At 32.6% G+C, this 20442-nt stretch carries 22 protein-coding genes and 1 pseudogene; 7 read left to right on the forward strand and 16 right to left on the reverse strand.

Features of this window, described 5'->3' with window-relative positions:
• Nucleotides 1-112 precede the first annotated feature (112 nt).
• From CQ058_RS01270 to gabT, 4 genes are all read right to left on the reverse strand, one after another.
• Nucleotides 113-709 (reverse strand): DUF1349 domain-containing protein, encoded by a 597-nt coding sequence (locus CQ058_RS01270; RefSeq protein WP_002127357.1) that lies wholly within the window; start codon nt 707-709, stop codon nt 113-115.
• A 33-nt stretch (nt 710-742) separates the two neighbouring features.
• The gene (locus tag CQ058_RS01275; RefSeq protein ID WP_002031966.1) at nt 743-1627 is read right to left on the reverse strand and encodes a GNAT family N-acetyltransferase; all 885 of its coding nucleotides are present in this window, start codon (nt 1625-1627) and stop codon (nt 743-745) included.
• Between the two features lie 262 nt (nt 1628-1889).
• Entirely contained in the window at nt 1890-2579 is a 690-nt protein-coding gene (locus CQ058_RS01280; RefSeq protein ID WP_002189591.1) for an MOSC domain-containing protein, read from the reverse strand.
• A gap of 14 nt (nt 2580-2593) precedes the next feature.
• Entirely contained in the window at nt 2594-3919 is a 1326-nt protein-coding gene (gabT, locus tag CQ058_RS01285; protein ID WP_002189590.1) for a 4-aminobutyrate--2-oxoglutarate transaminase, read from the reverse strand.
• 129 nt (nt 3920-4048) lie between these two features.
• Between gabT and CQ058_RS01290 the strand changes: the two genes are divergently transcribed.
• Complete coding sequence (locus CQ058_RS01290; protein ID WP_085960904.1) at nt 4049-4951, forward strand: LysR family transcriptional regulator; 903 nt, start codon at nt 4049-4051, stop codon at nt 4949-4951.
• A 307-nt stretch (nt 4952-5258) separates the two neighbouring features.
• Here CQ058_RS01290 and CQ058_RS01295 read toward each other — a convergent pair whose 3' ends face one another.
• A complete protein-coding gene (locus CQ058_RS01295) occupies nt 5259-5552 on the reverse strand; it encodes a heterocycloanthracin/sonorensin family bacteriocin (protein WP_105589391.1) in 294 nt (97 codons plus the stop codon).
• Nucleotides 5553-6148: 596 nt separating this feature from the next.
• Between CQ058_RS01295 and CQ058_RS01300 the strand changes: the two are divergent.
• Nucleotides 6149-6388: pseudogene (locus tag CQ058_RS01300) on the forward strand (hypothetical protein); the annotation flags it as partial.
• Between the two features lie 107 nt (nt 6389-6495).
• Here the strand turns inward: CQ058_RS01300 and CQ058_RS01305 are convergent.
• The gene (locus CQ058_RS01305; RefSeq protein ID WP_002189587.1) at nt 6496-7539 is read right to left on the reverse strand and encodes an aspartate-semialdehyde dehydrogenase; all 1044 of its coding nucleotides are present in this window, start codon (nt 7537-7539) and stop codon (nt 6496-6498) included.
• A 129-nt stretch (nt 7540-7668) separates the two neighbouring features.
• On the opposite strand from CQ058_RS01305, the gene CQ058_RS01310 reads away from it, so the two are divergent.
• The gene (locus tag CQ058_RS01310; RefSeq protein ID WP_105589393.1) at nt 7669-8541 is read left to right on the forward strand and encodes a LysR family transcriptional regulator; all 873 of its coding nucleotides are present in this window, start codon (nt 7669-7671) and stop codon (nt 8539-8541) included.
• 105 nt (nt 8542-8646) lie between these two features.
• Here CQ058_RS01310 and CQ058_RS01315 read toward each other — a convergent pair whose 3' ends face one another.
• From CQ058_RS01315 to CQ058_RS01325, 3 genes are all read right to left on the reverse strand, one after another.
• Nucleotides 8647-9252, reverse strand: a complete 606-nt coding sequence (locus CQ058_RS01315) for a PRK06770 family protein (protein ID WP_002141740.1) — start codon at nt 9250-9252, stop codon at nt 8647-8649.
• Nucleotides 9253-9520: 268 nt separating this feature from the next.
• Nucleotides 9521-10180: a chloramphenicol acetyltransferase gene (locus CQ058_RS01320; RefSeq protein ID WP_105589394.1), complete on the reverse strand. Its 660-nt coding sequence runs from the start codon at nt 10178-10180 to the stop codon at nt 9521-9523.
• The gene (locus tag CQ058_RS01325) at nt 10180-11076 is read right to left on the reverse strand and encodes a CPBP family intramembrane glutamic endopeptidase (RefSeq protein ID WP_105589396.1); all 897 of its coding nucleotides are present in this window, start codon (nt 11074-11076) and stop codon (nt 10180-10182) included. The genes CQ058_RS01320 and CQ058_RS01325 overlap by 1 nt, the downstream gene beginning before the upstream one ends.
• A 382-nt stretch (nt 11077-11458) precedes the next feature.
• Here CQ058_RS01325 and cspD point away from each other — a divergent pair, with 382 nt between their 5' ends.
• Together cspD and CQ058_RS01335 are read left to right on the forward strand one after the other, a co-directional pair.
• Nucleotides 11459-11662 carry a cold-shock protein CspD gene (gene cspD, locus CQ058_RS01330; RefSeq protein ID WP_002012849.1) on the forward strand — a complete coding sequence of 68 codons (204 nt, stop codon included), beginning with the start codon at nt 11459-11461 and terminating at the stop codon, nt 11660-11662.
• An 86-nt stretch (nt 11663-11748) separates the two neighbouring features.
• On the forward strand, nt 11749-11934 hold the full coding sequence (locus tag CQ058_RS01335; RefSeq protein ID WP_000286202.1) for a cold-shock protein: 186 nt from the start codon (nt 11749-11751) through the stop codon (nt 11932-11934).
• 43 nt (nt 11935-11977) lie between these two features.
• On the opposite strand, the gene CQ058_RS01340 is transcribed toward CQ058_RS01335, so the two are convergent.
• The gene (locus tag CQ058_RS01340) at nt 11978-12529 is read right to left on the reverse strand and encodes a GNAT family N-acetyltransferase (protein WP_002141737.1); all 552 of its coding nucleotides are present in this window, start codon (nt 12527-12529) and stop codon (nt 11978-11980) included.
• 230 nt (nt 12530-12759) lie between these two features.
• Here CQ058_RS01340 and CQ058_RS01345 point away from each other — a divergent pair, with 230 nt between their 5' ends.
• The gene (locus tag CQ058_RS01345; protein ID WP_002127343.1) at nt 12760-13308 is read left to right on the forward strand and encodes a hypothetical protein; all 549 of its coding nucleotides are present in this window, start codon (nt 12760-12762) and stop codon (nt 13306-13308) included.
• Between the two features lie 65 nt (nt 13309-13373).
• Here CQ058_RS01345 and CQ058_RS01350 read toward each other — a convergent pair whose 3' ends face one another.
• The 5 genes from CQ058_RS01350 to CQ058_RS01375 all read right to left on the reverse strand — a co-directional run bounded on the left by CQ058_RS01350 (nt 13374) and on the right by CQ058_RS01375 (nt 18123).
• Nucleotides 13374-14774 carry a protoporphyrinogen oxidase gene (locus tag CQ058_RS01350; protein ID WP_002141735.1) on the reverse strand — a complete coding sequence of 467 codons (1401 nt, stop codon included), beginning with the start codon at nt 14772-14774 and terminating at the stop codon, nt 13374-13376.
• A 60-nt stretch (nt 14775-14834) separates the two neighbouring features.
• On the reverse strand, nt 14835-15563 hold the full coding sequence (locus CQ058_RS01355; protein WP_002189571.1) for an alpha/beta fold hydrolase: 729 nt from the start codon (nt 15561-15563) through the stop codon (nt 14835-14837).
• A gap of 114 nt (nt 15564-15677) precedes the next feature.
• Entirely contained in the window at nt 15678-15827 is a 150-nt protein-coding gene (locus CQ058_RS01360) for an aspartyl-phosphate phosphatase Spo0E family protein (protein WP_002012842.1), read from the reverse strand.
• Between the two features lie 241 nt (nt 15828-16068).
• On the reverse strand, nt 16069-17019 hold the full coding sequence (locus CQ058_RS01365; RefSeq protein ID WP_002189570.1) for a hypothetical protein: 951 nt from the start codon (nt 17017-17019) through the stop codon (nt 16069-16071).
• A 486-nt stretch (nt 17020-17505) separates the two neighbouring features.
• Nucleotides 17506-18123, reverse strand: coding sequence for a helix-turn-helix domain-containing protein (locus tag CQ058_RS01375; RefSeq protein WP_002031957.1), 618 nt, complete (start codon nt 18121-18123; stop codon nt 17506-17508).
• Between the two features lie 114 nt (nt 18124-18237).
• On the opposite strand from CQ058_RS01375, the gene CQ058_RS01380 reads away from it, so the two are divergent.
• Nucleotides 18238-19128: a DMT family transporter gene (locus CQ058_RS01380; RefSeq protein ID WP_002141731.1), complete on the forward strand. Its 891-nt coding sequence runs from the start codon at nt 18238-18240 to the stop codon at nt 19126-19128.
• A 201-nt stretch (nt 19129-19329) separates the two neighbouring features.
• Here the strand turns inward: CQ058_RS01380 and CQ058_RS01385 are convergent, their stop codons facing one another.
• Nucleotides 19330-20235, reverse strand: coding sequence for a DUF2935 domain-containing protein (locus CQ058_RS01385; protein ID WP_002141730.1), 906 nt, complete (start codon nt 20233-20235; stop codon nt 19330-19332).
• Nucleotides 20236-20442 lie beyond the last annotated feature (207 nt).

The raw sequence follows: 20442 nt of genomic DNA on the forward strand, positions 1-20442 counted from the left end.
GTCAATAAAATGGAACTTTAATCTACCAGGCATTTTCACTGCCAGTTGATGTGAATACTCTTTAACTTAATAAAAACCGCATTCTCATTTAGTAAGAATGCGGTTTTCCCATCTATATTTGTTCAATTTTAAAATCGAAAACCTCGGTCTCGAATCCATTATTTTCAGAAGGACTACACGTATAAAAACCAATTTTAACAGGCTCATTACCTATGTCCTCCATCAAATGAGCGATTCTTATTTGTTCCCATCGCTGACTCGTTTTCACATATATTGTATAATCGCCAAGTTTTCGAATAATTCGAAAACGTAATTGTTGCTTAGCAAACTCATTTGGATAGTCTTGCGTTGACCAATCAGAATAGCCATTATTCGTTACGACAGCACCTAAATGTGATGGGCCCTCAGGAATATATTCTAAAGATGTTTTTAACCAACACTTCTCAGAAATCATAACAAATAAACCCGCTTGATCGTATGTCGCATTTGGATTCATGCGCAATTGAACCTCAGCCTGAAAATCTGTCATTATCTCATCATAAAATACATGGCCATTCATTACTTCAAAACCATAATGGGTTTTCAGCCAAAAATCTGTTTCTTCTTTCGAATGGACAATGAATGTATCATTGTCTTCAAGTTTGTAAAATTTAGGTGCGTTCATTACAGTAAGTTGCTCAATATGATTTGGTATATATGATGTTTTCATAATTCCTCCATAAAAAAGCATTTAAATTAATATTTAAAACTCAGTTAATACCGGGAATTTATAACCTTTAAAATCTAATTCTTTATTACTTCGAACCATTAAATACTTACTAGTCTGTAATTCTGTATATTGTACATCATCAATTCCTAATTGATCTGGGTAGAAATAAAATTCAATCTCCGTAAATTCCCCAGAGATTTCCTCACATAATTCATCTAAAATCGGAATTACCGGCGCAAATACTCCAAATAATTTTAGTTTTTGATTTTCTACTGTAAAAACAATCAGCGCATCTAATTTCTCTGAATAATAAAGGTTTTCATTCCATGTTGAATCATACATATTTAAATAAAACGAAGAGCGGTAATTTAACGTTGAAAATTTATTAGAAAGCCTTTGGCCATTTTCAATAATCTCATGTATTAATTGTCTATCCTCTTCATTATAAAAATCTAACTTTTTAAGTTGAGAATCTTTGTAGCCTTTATTTTCGTATGATACTGTCATCAAATATTCTTGCACAATTTGAAAACCAAATGGTTTATATAGTTCCGGATTTTCAGTAAACAAGACCGCACACTCGCATTGCTCATCAATTTCCTCTATCATCTTACTAAACAATTGCTTCATTAATCCTCGTCTACGATAATTCGGATGTGTCATTACTGATTGAATACCCGTTGCATTTATTTTTTCACCATTAATTAAAAGCGGAAGTGAAAATGCCGCAACATTTGCAATCGCATTATCATCTTGTAAAAATGATAATGCTTTATATGTATAATCCCAATACCCTTTCTCTGAAAAATCCTGCAATGTTTGGCTCGTAATCCCAAACACTTCTTCAAATAAAGGAAATAACTGTTCTCTTCTCGGTTCTTCTAATAGAAAGTTTGCCATTTTTTCAACATTGCCCATGTTGTCCCTCCATACGTCGATTCCATTAATTTAGATATACTTATATGACCTACTCTCAAAAAATAGGCCTTTCAAATCAATATAGTATCATAAAACTTTTAAAAATGGTTTAATTTATTTTATGTTTTGATTATTAAAAAACAAGTCGAATAAACTAGTATTAAGATTTTTGAATAATATCATGTTTATTATATAACAAATGGTGCTTCCTACTTATCTTTCCGATAATAGAAATACACCATTTTATGCAAATATAATTCACCTATTCTTTGGTTCCCTCAAGTCGCTCCTTCGTACTAATTTCTTCTCCCTTCACTCGCTTTTCAAACGTCTTTCTCCAACTAGTAGACAGTGCATTTACTTCTAAAATCCTTTTTAATCCTTCAGAGTTTTGTTTTTCTTTATGCATTATGCGATTCGCAAACGAAACTGACACACCTTTTGGATCAGGCTTCAACAATTTCAAAGTATCTACCGGTAATATCCATCCTTCTTTTAATACTCGAAAATAAAAACCTGTGTATCCTGTATCTTGAAAATATAATGGTAGCTTTGGAATATTATATTTCTTTGCTAATTTAAAACAAGGTTGTCTTGGCTGCGTTACTTGTACAATCGCTTCTCCGAGGTGAAACGTGTCACCAATACAAACATCTTCTTCACACATTCCGCTTACTGTTATATTTTCACCGAAAGCCCCATATACAAGTTCCTGATTCAATTCTTTTTCCCAGTACGGATAGTGATCACCAGTATAAACACAAACCGCTTTATCTACCCCTCCATGATGAACTAAATCCGCCTGTCCATCTCCATTAAGCTTTAAAAATGATAAAAAAACAGGTTCCTTTACTTGCTTTTTATTTATCCCTGTTTGAATTAACTTCCCACCATACATAACCTCTTTTGGTAGTCCTATATTTAAAGATAGGATTTCATATACTTTAGTCATTCAAATTCCTCCTCTTACTTGCGGCACAACTTTTCAAAAGACTCATTTATTATTTCAAACCCTCTATCTATTTCTTCGTTTGAGATAACTAGAGGTGGTAAAAAGCGTAGTACATTATCAAATATCCCCGCTCCAATACTTATAAGCCCATTCTTCCAAAAATCTTCAATTAGCTTTACTGTTAGTTGTTTTGCAGGTTCTTTCGTTATGCGATTCGTTACAAGTTCTATTGCAACCATCGCACCGATTCCACGAACATCACCAATCACTTCGTACTTTAATTGCATTTGATATAGATGTAACATTATTCTATTTCCAATTTGCTGAGCCCTTTCAACTAGATTTTCTTCTTCCATTATTTCAAATACAGCAAGCCCAGCTGCACAAGATAACGGACTACCTGCAAAAGTTCCACCAATTTGTCCTCTCCCAGGAATGTCCATCAACTCCGCACGACCGACAATAGCACTTAATGGTAAACCGCCAGCAATTGATTTTGACAAAGTCATTATGTCAGGCTCTATATGAAAATGTTCTGTTGCAAACCATTTCCCTGTTCGGCCAAATCCAGTTTGCACTTCATCCATTATCATTAAAATACCGTATTGATTACAAATTTCTCGTAATCGTTTTACAAATGTAATAGAAGGAACAATAAACCCACCTTCTCCTTGTACTGGTTCCATTACGATTGCTGCTACTTTTTCAGGTGATACTTCTTCTAAAAACTTTTCAAACTGATAGATGACTTGAGAATCCACTTCTTCAGTAGAAACTCCTTCTTCAGCTCTGTAATAGTACGGATACGGCAATATATGCATGTCTGAAACGAACGGACCAAATCCTGCTTTATATGGAGTTTCTTTGGTCGATAGAGACATTGTCATTAATGTTCTCCCATGAAATCCTCGTTCAAACGAAATTACTTTACTCCTCCCTGTTACTTTACGTGCGATCTTTACAGCATTTTCAATCGCTTCCGCACCACTATTGGCAAACATCGTTTTTTTCTTACTTGTACCTGGCACTTTCTCATTAATTTTCTCCGCTAAAGTAATATAATTTTCATATGGAGTTACATGAAAACAAGGATGTATAAATGATTCTGCTTGTTTTTGTACCGCTCTTACAACTTTCGGATGACAATGTCCAACATTTTGCATACCAATTCCACCAGCAAAATCAATAAACTGATTTCCATCTACATCTGTTATTATCGCTCCCCTTGCTTCTTTTACATATAAAGGCGTTAAATGATATATTCCTGTCGGTACAGCCTCCTCATACCTTTTTTGAAGTACTTGTGAATAACTGCCCGGTAATACACTAGATTTCAACAATTCTTCTTCACCTCATCTAATTTTTTAATCAATCCATTTCTGATAAAGTGATTATATATCCCACAAAACCATTGTTCAATTCAATTATTTATATAATAATGATAGGTATATCCTATGATTAAACTTGAGGTGATTTCAATCGAATTACGACAATTAGAATACTTTTTAGCTGTTTCGAAAGAATTACATTTCACAAGAGCAGCCGAGAAATTAAATATTTCACAACCTTCACTAAGCCAACAAATACGTGCATTAGAACATGAAGTAGGCATGCCACTTTTCGATCGAATTGGTAAAAAAATATCTTTAACTGAAGCAGGCAGAGTTTTATTATCGCACAGTAAAACAATCTTTCACGAAGTCGAACAAGCTCGTTCTGCCATTCAAGATTTAAATGGATTACATCATGGTTCCTTAACAATAGGATCTTTGTTAACCGTAGTAAATTATTTACTACCACCAGCTATATTAGATTTCAATAAGCAATATCCAAATATCGAACTCTCTGTGTTGGGGCTTCGTACAGGAGAAATTCGTGAAAAATTATTACAAAATGAATTAGATATTGGTATTACATTTCTCCCGGTGCAAGATAAAGAGATTGTTTCTATCCCACTATATAAAAGTGAACTTACATTAGTTGTGCCAACCAGCCATTCTTTAACTGAACGTAAGTATGTATCTATTGAAGAATTACAGGACTATCCTTTAATTCTTCTACCTAAAAATTTCTATTTAACAGAACTAATTACATCTCATTGCCAAAACTTTAACTTTAAACCAAAGCCAATTTTAGAAATTAGTACAATGGAATCTTTAATTCAAATGGTCGCACAAGGTATGGGGATTACCGTGTTACCAAAACCGTATATAGACTTTTTGCAAAATGAGCACATACAAGCTATTAAAATTGAAAACCCCACTCCAACAATAGATATAGGACTTATTTATAGAAGAGATAAATATATGTGCGCTGCTACCCGGAAATTTATTGAGCAACTCAAAATAACAGTACATTCTTTACAAAAATAAGCATAAAAAGAGATTATCCTATGCAGCCGTTACACAACGACCTATTAGAATAATCTCTTTTTATTATGATATAAACATTACATTTTATGGTTTCTTTTCTAATAACCTATTATTCATTATAAGTGCTAAATTATTATCGTATTATTAAGCTACACATCAGCGATATTTTATGTCTATTTCGTATAGGTGTTAGCAAGTCCGTTTGCAAACTTGTTAGCACATTTTTATAAAAATTATATAATGCTTCACAAAGTAGGAATCCGTTTCGATCAATCTTTTTTCAAAATGGATTCCTTTTTGTCTCTTATCAATATTCAAATGTTACAGTAGTACCATTAAAACCATCAAAACAATTAGAGCAATTAGAGCAACCACCACAACCAAAACAACTAAAGCAACCGAAGCAACCAAAACAACGGAATCCACCACAACGACCACCGCCACAACCACCACAACGACCACCGCCACAGCCGCCACAGCGACGAGCATCATCTGTAATATAGTAATATGGATATTGGTTTTGCTGGTCCCAATACACAATATTTCCAGGCTGATAATCATTAAGGCTTAACGCTTGTAGTTCTTGTTGAAAATTATTCATCTTCATGACCTCCGTTTATAAACTAAAACCCCATCGATACTTTCCTATATTTCTGTTCGTTAAATCTAAGTAGAAATAGCGCTATAAAGTGACACTTTAATCAGTGGGGAGTGTTCATCCCCCACTGATTATTAGCCCGACTCCCACCTAGCTTCTTTGCTCCAGTCGAATTTTGAGGTGGGAGTTTTACTGCCCACAAATAGCGGGTTAAACTAAGTTCAATACGTACACCTACAAAATATGACCTATCACTAGATGATGTACCTTGTTCATATGCCTATTTTTAGGTTGTTTTTACTATGGGCTCATTTTTACAAATGGAAATTATAAAATATGAATTTAAACAATAACATTTAGATTTATGTTATCATTTTCTAGTTCTATAGTCGTATATTCCATAATTTTGTTTGGTCATCTTCGTATTTCCAATATGCACTCCCATCATTATTTTTCTTCGCTTCAATAACTGCTAAATCAGAGCTAATTTTATAAGTATTTATAATTAGTGCTTTCTGCTAAGAAAAGTCTATTTTTATGAATGGCAAATCAGCGATGTTTTATGTCTATTCCGCATACGTGTTAGCACTTTTTTATATGAGAAATTCCCTATGATGTGTAGTATTGATATTGAAAATAACGAGGTATTAATTAGTTCCATTTTTTTTTATAACGAAAAAGAAAATGAGTATTTTGCTATAGAAGATGTAGTGAAAAAGGTTGAGATGCCAATTTCAATTAATATTTATCTCACAATTAATGGAGAGCCTAGATTTTTAAAATTCTCTGCAAATAAAATTGATATTTATAGAAACACTATAAAAACTAACTTACATTAAATTCAAATTGAAGTTAGGAGAATACTCATTAAGTAAAAAATGGGAAACCATTATAATTAACGGTTTCCCATATATCCTCCTATTTTCAATGTTTATATAAATTTATACTAAATAATCCCCTTTTCCACCAATGTCTCTGCGATTTGAACTGAGTTCCAAGCCGCACCTTTTAATAAATTATCAGAAACAATCCAAAGATGAAATCCTTTTGGCGTATCCGGATCTTTGCGTATTCTACCTACAAATGTATCTCTTTTACCCTCTGCATATAATGGCGTTGGATAAATTTGTTCACTAGGATTATCTTGTAAAATAACACCTGGTGCATTCAGTAGTACTTCTTTAATTTCTGCAACGGTCGCTTCTTTTTCAAGTTCAATATAAACTGATTCAGAATGCCCCGATACAACTGGAACTCTGACGCAAGTAGCTGCCATTTTCAGATTTGGATCTTCTAAAATTTTCTTCGTCTCTTGAATCATCTTTACTTCTTCGAATGTGAAATCATTGTCTGTAAATATATCCACTTGCGGCAATACATTAAATGCAATTGGATAATGTTTTTTATCTTTTTTCACTGGTAATATAGTGCTCTTCACTTCTTCACCTGTAAGCATTGACTTAGCTTGTTCTTTTAATTCATGAATCGCATGAATTCCTGAGCCTGATACGGCTTGATACGTTGAAACAATAATTCGTTCTAAACCAAATGATTTTCGAATTGGCTGAAGAGCTGTTACCATCTGTAGTGCTGAGCAATTCGGAACTGCAATGATCCTTTTATGTTCCCTTAAAGTATGTGCATTTACTTCTGGAACGACAAGTGGTACATCGTGTGCCATTCGGTATTCACTTGTGTTGTCAATTACGATTGCACCACTAGAAACTGCATGATTTACATATTGTCTAGAAACTTCTCCCCCAGCGCTAAAAAAGGCAATGTCTACACCTTCAAAACTAGTTGATTTTGCCTCTTGTATTTTAATCTCTCGTCCTTTAAATTGTACTATCTTACCAGCAGATCGTTTTGACGAGAGTAATGTAATTTCTTCTATATTAAATTTCGTTACTCTCTCTAACAATGCAATGATTTTTTTCCCTACTGCGCCTGTAGCTCCAACTACAGCTACATGATAGCTCTTTTCACTCATTTTTTCTCCTCCATTTTCAATTGAATGAATTTCTCCACAACTTAATTTTAAAAGAAATTTAATGATTTGAAAAATTGAAATACATGATATAATCATTCACAAATCATGATAATAAAAGAGGTATCATTTATGGAAATGAGACATGTTAAAACATTTTGTGCCATTGTTAAATATGGTAGCTTTTCTAAAGCTGCTCATGCATTAGGTTATGCGCAATCTACTGTGACAGCCCATATTAAAGCATTAGAGAACGATTTAAACATTCCCCTATTCGATCGATTAGGAAAAAAAATACTTCTTACAAAAGCAGGTCATCAATTTCATCCGTATGCATTAGAATTACTTACTATTTATGATAAAGCGCAAGAAATCCCTCAAAACAGTGACCATTTAGAAGGAACATTGGCTATTACATCTAATGAATCATTGGCAGTGTATCGGTTACCACAATTATTACGTACTTACAAACAGGAAAATCCGAAAGTAAATATCGTACTTGAGACAAATACCAATGAGCAAGCATTGAAAAAATTACATGAAGGAGAAACCGATGTTATCTTCATAATTGGAGAAAGTATAGAGCATAATGATTTTATTACGTGCAATTTATGTAATGAAACATTTGGATGGATTTTCCCTGCTCATTTCCCTTCAAACACTGATCCACTCCTTTTATTACAAGATACTCAATTTATATTTACAGAACAAACCTGTGGCTATAGACCAATGGTAGATCGTTTTTTACGTCAAAGCGGAAGAAATCCTAATAAAACATTTGAGACTTCCAATGTTGAAGTCATTAAACAATCCGTTATGTGTGAGTTAGGAATTTCTATTCTCCCTTACATCGTTGTACAAGAAAGTAATCAAAAAGAACAACTCTGTTTTCAGCCCATCGAAACTCCAGCCGTCATTCAAAGCCACGTAATCTATCATAAATCTAGATGGATATCCCCAGTTTTGCAATCGTTTCTTACATTATTAGAGAGAATAGAAAAGTAAGCGAGTAATAACAAAAATGAGTAACTGCTCTAAAAAGCAATTACTCATTTTTGTTAAAACATTTGTGTTCATAACAATACAGGTGTTTCAAAATCAATATGTATATTATTTATTAGCTTGTACCTCACCTGCAATTAATTTACTACCTGAATATGTACCTTTTTGTATAAAAACTTGATTAATTAATTCTTTTTGCTCCTTTTCTGACATTACTCCTTTCCCTTCTCCTAAATTCCCACTTTGTAATTTCCAAATCTTGTTGTGGTCTACATCAACCTTTTCATATTTTCCTTGTTTCCATCGTTCTAAAATATCCACATATGTACTTTTTTGTGCAACATCATTACTATTTATAATTTCAAGTAAACTTTCAATACGTTCTTGTGTAATAAAAATATAGCCCCATTTTTGATCAGCTTTCGTTTTTTGATGTGCCATTTCATGTAGTGCTGTCTGTATGTTCTCATCTGTCCATTTGAAGTTTTTATTAAAACCACTATTCGGCAATGAGTGATTTCCATTTTCTAACATCTTTGCATCTTCGGCTTTTACATTACTATCAGCTAGCACTTCTACTGCCGGAGCGGCTGGTGATGCCTTTTTCGCAGCTGGTTTACTATTATTCAGATAATACAGCATACCATACGTTACACCTACCCCGATTACCGCCATACCAGCTATAATTCCTATGATTTTAAATAATGTTTTCATCTTGCTTGTTTCCTCCCAAATATCTCTGTTCTTACTACCTCATTATTTCTTATATAAAACAGTTCCTTCATTCAAAATAGTTCATCCCATCCCCTATCATATTATTTATATATATTTCCTTATATTGTATTTCTTTTTTTGTGAAATTGAAAGATTATTCTGTTAAAAAATAAAGATATTCTACAAAATTTCCCTTTATATTTATATTTATATTTATATGGAAACAAAAAAACAACGAGCGCCTTCTAAAACACTCGTTGTTTTTACTTTATGCATGATTTTCTTTTAACCACTTCGTAATAGCATCTAACCTCGAAACATCAAAACGTCTTTCTTCACATACTTTTAAGCTGTTTAAACTTTTCACAATTTCTAATTCATTCGACTTTATACTTTTTGCTTCAATCAATTTACAGTACCCGTCTGTGACTGTATTGAGATTTTCATGATAACGCTGAAATGCTTTAGATATATGTAAATGTTTTTCAAAGTTTCTTCTTTTTTTCGTCCCATCAGACTCTTTCCGTTTTCTAAGCTCTTCATCACTTGTATATAAATAAAAATATTGATCCGGAAAACCAATTTCTCTATTTATCATCTTTTCTTTATAAAAGTTTTCTATTAAAGATAACGGCTGATTAAATATATCAAAATGAAAACACCAATTATAACTAAGTGGCTGATATATATCCCCATCGAGTATTACTAATTCATATTGCTGCGACTTCTGCACTGCTATATTCCAGCGCTCTACTTGTTTTTCAAAATACCATGTTCTATGTTCATTTTTTGGTCTTTCAAATAAAAAATTCACTTCAGGTATAATGAATGCTCCATAATTGTTTTCTAGTTCACGGCATGTGCTACTCTGACCAACAGCACTCGCTCCCTCAAACGCTATAATCCCCATAGTTTCTCCCACTTTCATTAACTAAAATCTCGTTGTTTCGCTCTTCTCCCCCATAACTGTCTCCATAAAACGATTGAAGCGATAGAAAGCATTATTGTTGTAATGATACTACCTTCAATACCAAATGAGCCTCCATGAAGGAATTCATTGCCATTTGTTACAGGTTTAAATAGTGGTGTTGAATATATCGTCATGCCACTAACTGCAAAACCATAGACATTATATTGTGCCCAATTCCAAATGGAATGCCATGCACAAATCCCCCAAAGACTACTGTCCTTTAATACGTAAAAAGCTGCAAATACACCAACTAATATTATATTCGATATTGAAAGGATTGTAATACCAGGATTAAGTAAATGCAGAAAACCAAATAAAAAGGACGTCACTATAATCCCAACCCATATACGACTTCTAACAGAAATAACTGGAAATAACCAGCCTCGTACAATAATTTCTTCCGTTGCACCTTGTATTAAAAAAGCAATTAAAGATCCTACAATACCAAATATGGCGGTTGCCGTAATTTGTTGCATTTGTAGTTTTACAATCCCTGTTAATATAAGCACAATTACTGGTATTGAAATGAAGACAAATCCTATTAACGCACCTCTCAAATACTTTCTCATCCATTGCACTTGCCAAAAACCAATGGATGAAAATGACCTTTTCTCTACAAACCTAATCCATAAAAAAATAAAAAATATAGCCCCACCAAACGTTAATATCATCTCAATATTATTATAAATTGCCTTTACAAATGATGTATCCGCTTTCGGTAAAAACAGCATAAACAACATGAAAAATTCACCTAAAGTTAAAAATACAATTGCAAGTATAACAGCGAAAATAGGATGAACTTTTCTTCTTCCTTCTTTTGCTGCTTCAATTATTTTAAATTGTTTATTTAGCAATATTCTATCCTCCTTATTATTGTAATCATCTGTATTCTTAAAATATATATCGTTTCCATTAAACATATTTTTTAAAATAAATGATTTCTGTTTGGAATAAATTCAGATTAGGAATAATATATAAATAAAAGAGATGTCTTCGTGCCTTTTACCAGTATCGCCCAATTCATTCACTGATATTACCAGCACTTGCTATTTCCCACCATTTGTTGTAGGATAGTAATTAAGGTCAATTTAGCACTATATTTTCTTTGCATATTATCAAGTATCAATCAGGAATGTTTTGTACTCCTTATGGATTTTTGATAATATGTGAACTTTTATTTTCAATCGAATAAGGCCGATCATATTGTAATCTTTTTAAATTTTAGGAGGCATTACCATGACATTAACAGGTAAAGTAAAATGGTTTAACAGCGAAAAAGGTTTCGGTTTCATCGAAGTTGCAGACGGTAGCGACGTATTCGTTCACTTCTCAGCTATCACTGGCGACGGCTTCAAATCTCTTGACGAAGGTCAAGAAGTTAGCTTCGAAGTTGAAGACGGTAACCGTGGACCTCAAGCTAAAAACGTTGTAAAGCTATAATTCAATCAATAAAAAGGTTGTTACCAGCTCGGTTAACAACCTTTTTAATATATAACTAAAAATTTTTACATAAAAGGAGTGGTTACATGTATCGCAATCGAAAGAACGATGTAGCAGAAGTACCACCAGAACAAACCCCTGTTTGGGAATGTGAATCAGAGGATTGTTTAGGATGGATGAGAAAGAACTTTTCATTTGAAGAAGAGCCTAAATGCCCTTTATGTAAAAGTAGTATGAAAAGCGGAGAACGTTTATTACCTAAAATAGGTTGATTTTTACAAGCCCCTCTTATTTTAAATAAGAGGGGCTTTTTTATTAATAATGAATATCCTCTACATCTGTTCGTACAATAGAATACATTAATGCATCGTGTTGTTTATTTCCTTGATGAATGTATCCACGTAACAGCCCTTCTTGTTGAAAACCTAATTTAGATAACATATTACACGAAGTTATATTTTCAGGATATGTAATAGCTCCAATTCTAAATAAGCCTAAATCTCGAAATCCATAAGTAATAATTTCTCGAGCAGCTTCAGAAGCATAACCATTCCCCCAATAACGAGGATGCAAATCATATCCAATCTCTGAGCGTTTACTCCAAATTTGTAAATTATTTAATCCAATTGTTCCTACTAAATTATTTGTGTCTTTTAATACAATCCCCCAACGCATTGCTTTTTTCTCAAAGTAATTTTTTGAAAAAGATTCAATCATACGTGAAGCTTGTCCAAACTCAGTAAAAGAATTCATACCGTAATAACACGTTACCTCATCTAATGAGAATATTTCATATATTTTTTGACAATAAGATTGTTCTATTTCAACTAAGCGCAAGCGTTCTGTTTCTAACATAGGAAATACCATAGGATCACTCCTTTCTCTCTACTCATTTATTATAGCAGAAAAAGTATTTATAATTAGGAAAGTCCTTAATGTCCCACAAATCAAATATTTCTAGCGATGTTTATCCTCTTAATAATATATAACTTCGTTGTATTTATTAATTCCCCTCTAAAAACCACCCCTAATTTACACCCTCTCATGTTAAAATATAGAAAAACAGTAAATATTTCTTACGGAGGTGCTTAAACTTTATGTATATTTTCATTGGCTTATCCCTCTTGCTCATTTTACTCATTTTTTTATTCGCAAAAAAATTCACACCAAACTCATTTATGATGACAAGTTTTAAAGGAAATAGCTTTAAGACATTTTCAGTTGGTATATTAATCGCTGCCACACTCTCTCTTTCATACGGAATGTATCACGCAGCAACATATCAACCTAGATATTTAGATATTAAATTGCAAAATCAAAATTTCACTGTTTTTGGTAATGTTGGTGAGTTTGGTTATTTCTCAGAAGAATTACTAAAAAAAGATGCAGAAGTTGAACTGTATTTTGTCTCTTGGGAAACAATACAATTAAATAATCCAGAAATAATAGTAGACTACCCTTCAGGCAAACAGGAAACATGGAAGCCTAATATAACATTAATTCCTACAAATAAATTAAAAGAAAAACATAGTATTAAAGAACTTTATCGGCTCTCACCGTATTCCTTTGAAGAATCTGGAAAAATAACATTAACTATTAAAGAGAATAAAGCCAATCATAAAAAGATTGTAATTAATGTTAAATAATTACAAATAAAATGTCCCTCCATTATGTTGGAGGGACATTTTATTTACATATGTATTCAATATTATTATTTTGACTGTTCATTCAATGTCGTAATTATTTCATTGGCAGTATTCTTTCCGTTTCCAATACAAGCACCAATTCCTACACCGTAATATGAAGCACCAGCTAAGTATACATTAGGATAAAGCACGGCCAATTTTTCTTGTAATGATTGAACAGCTTGATTATGTTCTAAATGATATTTCGGCATTAAATCTTTCCAATTTGTAACTTCAATTACTTCCGGTTCACCTTTAATTCCGAGGCTCTTTTCAATATCATATAAAGCAACTCGTACTAATTCTTCTTCACTATAACTTTTGATCGTTTCATATACTGGATTAGTGCTCTTATAAAACATTCTTACTAATAGCTTTTGTTTACCAGATGTATGTTTCCACTTCCTGCTTGTCCATGTGCAAGCATCACAATGTAAATCACTGTTTTCCGTTACGATAAAACCTGTGCCGTCAGCCGGTAGTTGTTCATCTAGTATGTCAAAACCTAAGTAAATACTTATAAGCGATGAATTTTTAAATTTATTAAAATGCTCATTTAACTCATTAGACTGTAATAACGTTTGTGCGATATCATGTGGAGCTGCTAAAACGACATAATCAGCTTGTATTGTCTCATGATTTGCAAAAGAAACCTCATACCGATCCCCTTTTTTACTTATCACTGTTGTTACAGCACCTTTATTAATGACAGTCTCCGTCAGCACTTCTTCTAAGCGATTAATAATCGTAGATAGTCCACTTTTAAATGATACAAACTTTTTATTTCCTGCTGACTGAAATTGTTTTTTATTCTCTTCAAAACCTTTAATAATACTTCCATATTTATTTTTATACTCAAGTAAATATGGTAACGTAGATGCCATTGTAAGCTCATTCAATTTACCAGAATATACACCTGACAGCACAGGTGCAATTTGTCTTTCCACTAATTCTTTCCCTAAAAAGCTTTCTAAAAATACAGCAAGTGATGTATCCTTTGTAAACTCCTTATTTTTCGTAATAAAATCTTTTAAAGCAACGATTTTCCCTTTTTTTGAGACTAGCGTACTGCTAAATAATGATTCAACACTCATAGGAATCCCAAATATAGTGTCAGCAGGAATTGGATGTAATATGTTATCAGAGTATATGTAAGAAATACCTGTTTCGTTATATACCATTTCATTTTCTAAATTTAAATCTTTTACAAGCGGCAAAACATGTTCATTACGAGCTACAATAGAATCTGCTCCAGATTCCATAATAAAATCATTTTCTTCCACACTGTGGATTTTACCACCTAAATACTCTTCTTTCTCAATAAGGATTAAATTTAAATCTATATTATAATCCTTCTTTAATTCTTCTAAATAAAACATAGTAGAAAGTCCAGTAATACCTCCACCGATGACAACGACTGTTTTCATATTTGCTGCGCCCCTAACCGATACAATTAATAATTCCTTTATTATTATAACCAAAAATTATCATAGTCGACTAGCAGCTTGCGCATTCTGTAAGAAATTAGACAATATATATGAATATATTTTAGGCTGATCATTATGCACTAAATGAGCTGCAAACGGAATAACAGCAATATGTATATTGTTGTTTAATTGTTTAAACGTTGTAGCGGCTGTAACTTCATCTGCTGAATCTCCCCCAACAATACACTGTGTAGGTACTTGAAGATTAGCTACATCACCTGTTTCATGAAATGGGTACCACTCCTTAACTTGCCACGATTTCAGCAACCCTTTCCAATCACTTTTTACATGAATTTGATTCATATAAGTTACAACTTCTTCATTTTCCATCAACTGTTGATGACACTTTACTTCATACTCCTGAGACTCTTCCCAATTATCTCGCTCAATAGGAAAGATACCTGAAAAAGTTAATGTCCTCACTTTATCTGGATATTTTTTTGCAAATAATAAAGCGGCTATCCCCCCTAGTGAAACACCCGCTATATGACAACTATTAATTTGCAAATGTTCTAGTGTATCATTCAAATCATCAGCAGAGCAAAGAAAATAATTATCTAATGTACCTCCTGATTCTCCATGTCCCCTCAAATCAGGACGAATTACTTTATATTGTTTTTCTGTAAAAAATTCTACCTGTTCTTCAAACTCTACTAAACCTGTCATACCACCAGAATGTAAAAGCACAATTGGTTCCCCTTCACCTGAAATATGCGTATGTAGTATCATTTATCCCCCTCCTTTAAAACTGAATATTCTATTTATTGATAGTATATCGAATATATTTCTAAATTACCAATTAAAAAAGAACTATAACATATTCAACTCACGTCATAGTTCTTTCTATTTTAAAAACATAAACCAGTTTATTAATTTGTCAATTTCTTGGCTGAGTGCTATTACTTTTTCATGTTGAAGTCCATAATTTGAGACTAGATTCAATAATTCTTCTTTTTTCAATTCAATTATTTTTTCTAACTTCACTAATTCCATGTCGTCTTTATTCGCTCCAATTTCAAAATATATGTATTTTAGTATAGCCTACTTACATAATAAGTAAAAGTCTCATGCTAATGTAAAATCTTACATATTTGAAAAAACAACATACTACTAACAAAAAAAGAGACTTAAACTAAGCCTATTATTACAGGTCATTATAATTTTCTACCATTTTTTATAAATATGTTAGTTTATGAATGTGTACCATTTACTATTAATTTAAAGTTAGACACTTTTACTCATTAATAATACAACAGAATTTCTCAAATGTTTTATCTTTATATTCTGGAATCCTTGTTAAGTGATCAAAATAACTATATGAAAATTTAAATATGTGTCCAAAATCCCAATTAAATTCGCTGTAGTCTTTAAGCCAGAATGCATTATCTAGCGGAAGTGTATCAACTTGTTTTGCTTTTGTAAGAGGTAAACGATCTACAGTAGAATTCAATATTATTTGGGCATTCGGCATTAAATTGCGACTTTTTCTAAGTACATAAACTAGCTTTAATAGTGGTTTTATTCCTCGTTGAAATAATTCTATATGCCCTAAGTCATATAATATATTAATCGCATGTGAGAAGGTAAGTATATGACCAATTAAATCGTGATGTGATTCTGCCTTATATATAACACTGAATTCAGATAATTCATTTAAAATAAATCCAGATAATTGCTTCGGGTTTTTAATTTCGCTTTGAATCTCCTCATTATTTATAATGAGTTGCTTTACTTCTTTAGTTGTAAAACCAATCCAAGATCTACCGGGAATTGTTTTTTGAAACGATAATATAAGGTTTGCTATATTATTAATATCTTGCTCACTCCCCCAATGACTTAACTCCTTAATGGCTAGTAAACTTAAAGAAGCGTAAATTACATTATGACCAACCCAATGGAGTTCATCAATCGTTTGTTCCAAAGATTTAATTATCGTTTCTTCAGCACTTTGATAATCGACACCTTGTTTATTATCAATTGTTTCGCCTAACCTTTGCTTATGGAGCATCATTTTCGCTTGAGAATAAATGTTACAGGCAGTTTTTTCATCAATGTTATTGTTTTTCGTAAAAAAATAACTAGCAATGGCAGCTGCTCCGAAATGTGCATGCCAAATATCATTTGTTTCTTTTTTACATTGAGATATAATTGAAAGCCCATCTTTTAATACACTTATATTTTCCATCTCTCTTATCCCCTCTAAACCCTAATAAAAATGGTTTTTTAGCATCTACAAAGTCGGCAAAAAGCCAGGTGAAAACTCTTGAAAGGTTTCCTCCTTTACAGTTATAAATTAAAATTGCCCCTGTCGCTCAACAAGAATTAAATTTGCTTCTAATAATATTTTGAGATGATACTTATTCATCCCTAATGCAGTCTCAATCTTCCACAATTTTGTTTGTTTTGATTATGAAATAAATAACGAACAATCTCTCGTTTTACTCCTGCCAAAGCCTTAAAAATTTTCACTCTTTTTTTATCTGAATTATTTGGTTTGATAGTCATGGAACTATCTTATTTTTTTGTCAAATCTCTCATCTTCTTAAACATACAATGTGAAAATCAAATGTGTATGTATTTATAGATAGTTGTTTTATTATACACGCGAATCTTTATGTAATTGATACTTTCTATTATGTTACCACTTAGTATGTATCCTTAAGCTACTTCCTTAGCTTAAGGAAGGTGTTAATACAAATAAGATGTGATTCATTTCATCACTTTTATTCAAAAATCTATGTTTCACGTTCGGTGGAATACGCACAACATCTCCTTCTTCTAAAAAATATTCATTCCCTTCCAATTCCACATACACTTCCCCTTTCATTACAACTGCAATTTCTTCCTTATCTTCGTGGGAATAGTGACTTTCTGTTGTATTTGCATATCCGTTTAAATCCATCATTAACATTTCAATGCGAGCTTTCATAAAATCTGGTGTTAACACATCATAAACAATATGATCATTATTTTCTCGATATACTTTTTTCCGATCTTTCTTCTTAGAAATAAGTGAGTCTGTATCAATATCATTAATAAAAAGAGTAAACAGCGGTACATTTAATGCTTTCGCTATTAATTCCAATACATTTAAAGAAGGATTGGCATGTCCTCTTTCAATTTGACTAATAAGTGAAGTACTGATTCCTGCATAATCAGCAAATTCACGAATTGTCATATTATTTTTCTTACGATAACTTAAAACAGTTTGACCTAGCCGATAATGAATCATTGTTACAACTTCCTTTCGTCCATCATAATACATCTTTTGTCCCTTTTGTGCTGACATACTAAACAGTGGCAATTAATCCTTCCTTATTTCATCTTAGGCTTATATACTAGCTTTTGTACATTATATTATATACAGTTCATTATAATAAACAACCAATCGGAGGGACAAACTTTGAAATCACCTATTCTTTCATATTTCATCTTATTTTTTGGCGTGTTCGCTTTATCTACTTCAGCTATCTTCGTAAAAATAGCCGATGCCCCTGCAGCAATCACTGCTTTTTATCGATTATTGTTTGCTACGGTAATTCTTTTACCGTTTCTAATATTTAATACAAACAATCGAAGCGAACTTCGCTCATTATCAAAAAAGCAATGGGGATTTGGACTCTTATCTGGATTATTTCTAGCAGCTCATTATGTACTATGGTTTGAATCATTACAGTATACTTCCATAGCAAGTTCTACAGTTATCGTAACGTTGCAACCTTTATTTTCAATGGTCGGTGGTTATTTTTTATTTAAGGAACGGTTTACGAAAGGTGCGATTATAGGCTGCCTTATTGCAATTTCAGGAAGTATCGTGATTGGGTGGCAAGATTTTCAAATTAGTGGTGAGGCTTTATACGGCGATATTTTAGCTTTTATTGCTGCTGGCGTCATAACAGCTTACTTTTTCATCAGTCAATATGTTCGTAAAGACCTATCCCTAATACCGTACTCGGTAATTAGTTATGGCAGTAGTTCACTCTTTCTCGGTATATTTGCTTACACACAGCAGTCATCTTTCTTCAATTACACTGCACAAACATGGTGGTCCTTTATAGGTCTTGCATTCATTGCAACGATTTTAGGACAAACAATTTTCAATTGGTTATTAAAATGGATGAGCGCTACTGTTATCTCGATGAGTATTTTAGGAGAGACAATTGGAACTTGTATTTTAGCCTATTTCATTTTAGATGAAACAATTTCTTTACAGCAAGGACTAGGAATTCTACTTATTTTCATTGGATTAGCAATATTTTTATTACAACCGAAACAATTGAATCACAATTTATAAAGTGAAACTTTAATCAGCGGGGATTTTATTCATCCCCCACTGATTATTAGCCTTCACCAATCGGGCGTTTACGGGCAGCCCGACTCCCACATAACTTCTTTGCTCCAGCCAAATTTTGAGGTGGGAGTTTTACTGCCCACAAATAGCGGGATAAACAAGAAAAGCATGACATTAGTTTGCCATGCTTTTCTTGTTTATTTATTATTGCGGAGATTGTTCCACTTGCTTTTGCTTTAGCCTTTGCTCCAATACATGAATCATGAAGAGGAAATGCTCTGCCTCTCTTGTAACATGATCAGCAAGCAATGGATTTATGACATTTCGGATTTGACATGTTTGAATTAACTCTAATCCTGCTTTTTTGAAATCCCTTAACTCAACAGTGGCATTTTCACTATCTTTATTCATTTTTCCTATAATCGGGTATGTCGGTTCTTTTTGATATAACATCGATTCAACATCTCTAGCTTGGTTAAGCAAAATTTCGAAATCATCACCGAATTTCAACGCTGTATGAACAAGATTTCTTTCCGATTGATCCAGTAATGATCCAATAAAACGTGAGTGTTCCATCATAATACGCAGCCAGAAAACATTCTCACTAATAATCGCATCTTGAATAGGATCCATTTTCCCTTCGTTAAACTTTTGAAGTGTCCGCATAAAATATTCTGCTTCTCGTGCAACATGATCCACTAAAAGTGGGAAATTAAACCCTTTCACTTTACAATTGATGATTAAAATTAGTAAGTTTCTTTTATAATTACGAAAAGCATACACTAACTGAATGCTCTCTTCATTTAATTGCCTTACCGCTTGAACAGTTTGTGGAATAGTAAATGCTTTTTGCAGCTGCCTATCAAACTGATTATAAAACTGTTCTACTTGCTGAATTAAATTTTTATCGTTACGATTAAACCCCTCACCAAGAAACAAAGCATGCTCTTTCATAATACGTAACCAAAATCTATTTTCAGTTATAGATCGTTCAATAAATAATTGTTCTGTTAATGATTCAGATGGAGCTGCTTTCAATTCCGGTGGCAACAGCATAGCTCGCTGTGGGTCCATAATAAAATGTCCAGGAATAGGTTGGTCTGTCGACATTACAATCACTCCTTGTTCCTTGAATGCTCAATTATACTGTGTATGAAAATAAATAAAATTCAAATATACTTATGCAATCGTTTTTTCAAGGTTTTTGAAATTTCCACATATGCATTCCCCTTGCACATAGAAATAGATTCTATTAAGTCATATGCTTTCCGGATTAAGATGATTCCTAATGCTTCATCCTTTAAAACATCCTTTAAA

The organism is Bacillus sp. MYb56, assembly GCF_002976445.1.
In the GTDB taxonomy this organism is placed as follows: domain Bacteria; phylum Bacillota; class Bacilli; order Bacillales; family Bacillaceae_G; genus Bacillus_A; species Bacillus_A mycoides.

What these genes read in the sequence shown, in the direction of transcription:
- CQ058_RS01305 (WP_002189587.1), bottom strand. Translation starts at nt 7,539, where the DNA reads ATGAGTGAAAAGAGCTATCATGTAGCTGTAGTTGGAGCTACAGGCGCA.
- CQ058_RS01320 (WP_105589394.1), bottom strand. Translation starts at nt 10,180, where the DNA reads ATGAAAGTGGGAGAAACTATGGGGATTATAGCGTTTGAGGGAGCGAGT.
- CQ058_RS01360 (WP_002012842.1), bottom strand. Translation starts at nt 15,827, where the DNA reads ATGGAATTAGTGAAGTTAGAAAAAATAATTGAATTGAAAAAAGAAGAA.
- CQ058_RS01345 (WP_002127343.1), top strand. Translation starts at nt 12,760, where the DNA reads ATGTATATTTTCATTGGCTTATCCCTCTTGCTCATTTTACTCATTTTT.
- CQ058_RS01270 (WP_002127357.1), bottom strand. Translation starts at nt 709, where the DNA reads ATGAAAACATCATATATACCAAATCATATTGAGCAACTTACTGTAATG.
- CQ058_RS01275 (WP_002031966.1), bottom strand. Translation starts at nt 1,627, where the DNA reads ATGGGCAATGTTGAAAAAATGGCAAACTTTCTATTAGAAGAACCGAGA.
- CQ058_RS01315 (WP_002141740.1), bottom strand. Translation starts at nt 9,252, where the DNA reads ATGAAAACATTATTTAAAATCATAGGAATTATAGCTGGTATGGCGGTA.
- CQ058_RS01375 (WP_002031957.1), bottom strand. Translation starts at nt 18,123, where the DNA reads ATGTCAGCACAAAAGGGACAAAAGATGTATTATGATGGACGAAAGGAA.
- cspD (WP_002012849.1), top strand. Translation starts at nt 11,459, where the DNA reads ATGACATTAACAGGTAAAGTAAAATGGTTTAACAGCGAAAAAGGTTTC.
- CQ058_RS01280 (WP_002189591.1), bottom strand. Translation starts at nt 2,579, where the DNA reads ATGACTAAAGTATATGAAATCCTATCTTTAAATATAGGACTACCAAAA.
- CQ058_RS01355 (WP_002189571.1), bottom strand. Translation starts at nt 15,563, where the DNA reads ATGATACTACATACGCATATTTCAGGTGAAGGGGAACCAATTGTGCTT.
- CQ058_RS01350 (WP_002141735.1), bottom strand. Translation starts at nt 14,774, where the DNA reads ATGAAAACAGTCGTTGTCATCGGTGGAGGTATTACTGGACTTTCTACT.
- CQ058_RS01385 (WP_002141730.1), bottom strand. Translation starts at nt 20,235, where the DNA reads ATGTCGACAGACCAACCTATTCCTGGACATTTTATTATGGACCCACAG.
- CQ058_RS01295 (WP_105589391.1), bottom strand. Translation starts at nt 5,552, where the DNA reads ATGAATAATTTTCAACAAGAACTACAAGCGTTAAGCCTTAATGATTAT.
- CQ058_RS01365 (WP_002189570.1), bottom strand. Translation starts at nt 17,019, where the DNA reads ATGGAAAATATAAGTGTATTAAAAGATGGGCTTTCAATTATATCTCAA.
- CQ058_RS01340 (WP_002141737.1), bottom strand. Translation starts at nt 12,529, where the DNA reads ATGGTATTTCCTATGTTAGAAACAGAACGCTTGCGCTTAGTTGAAATA.
- CQ058_RS01310 (WP_105589393.1), top strand. Translation starts at nt 7,669, where the DNA reads ATGGAAATGAGACATGTTAAAACATTTTGTGCCATTGTTAAATATGGT.
- CQ058_RS01335 (WP_000286202.1), top strand. Translation starts at nt 11,749, where the DNA reads ATGTATCGCAATCGAAAGAACGATGTAGCAGAAGTACCACCAGAACAA.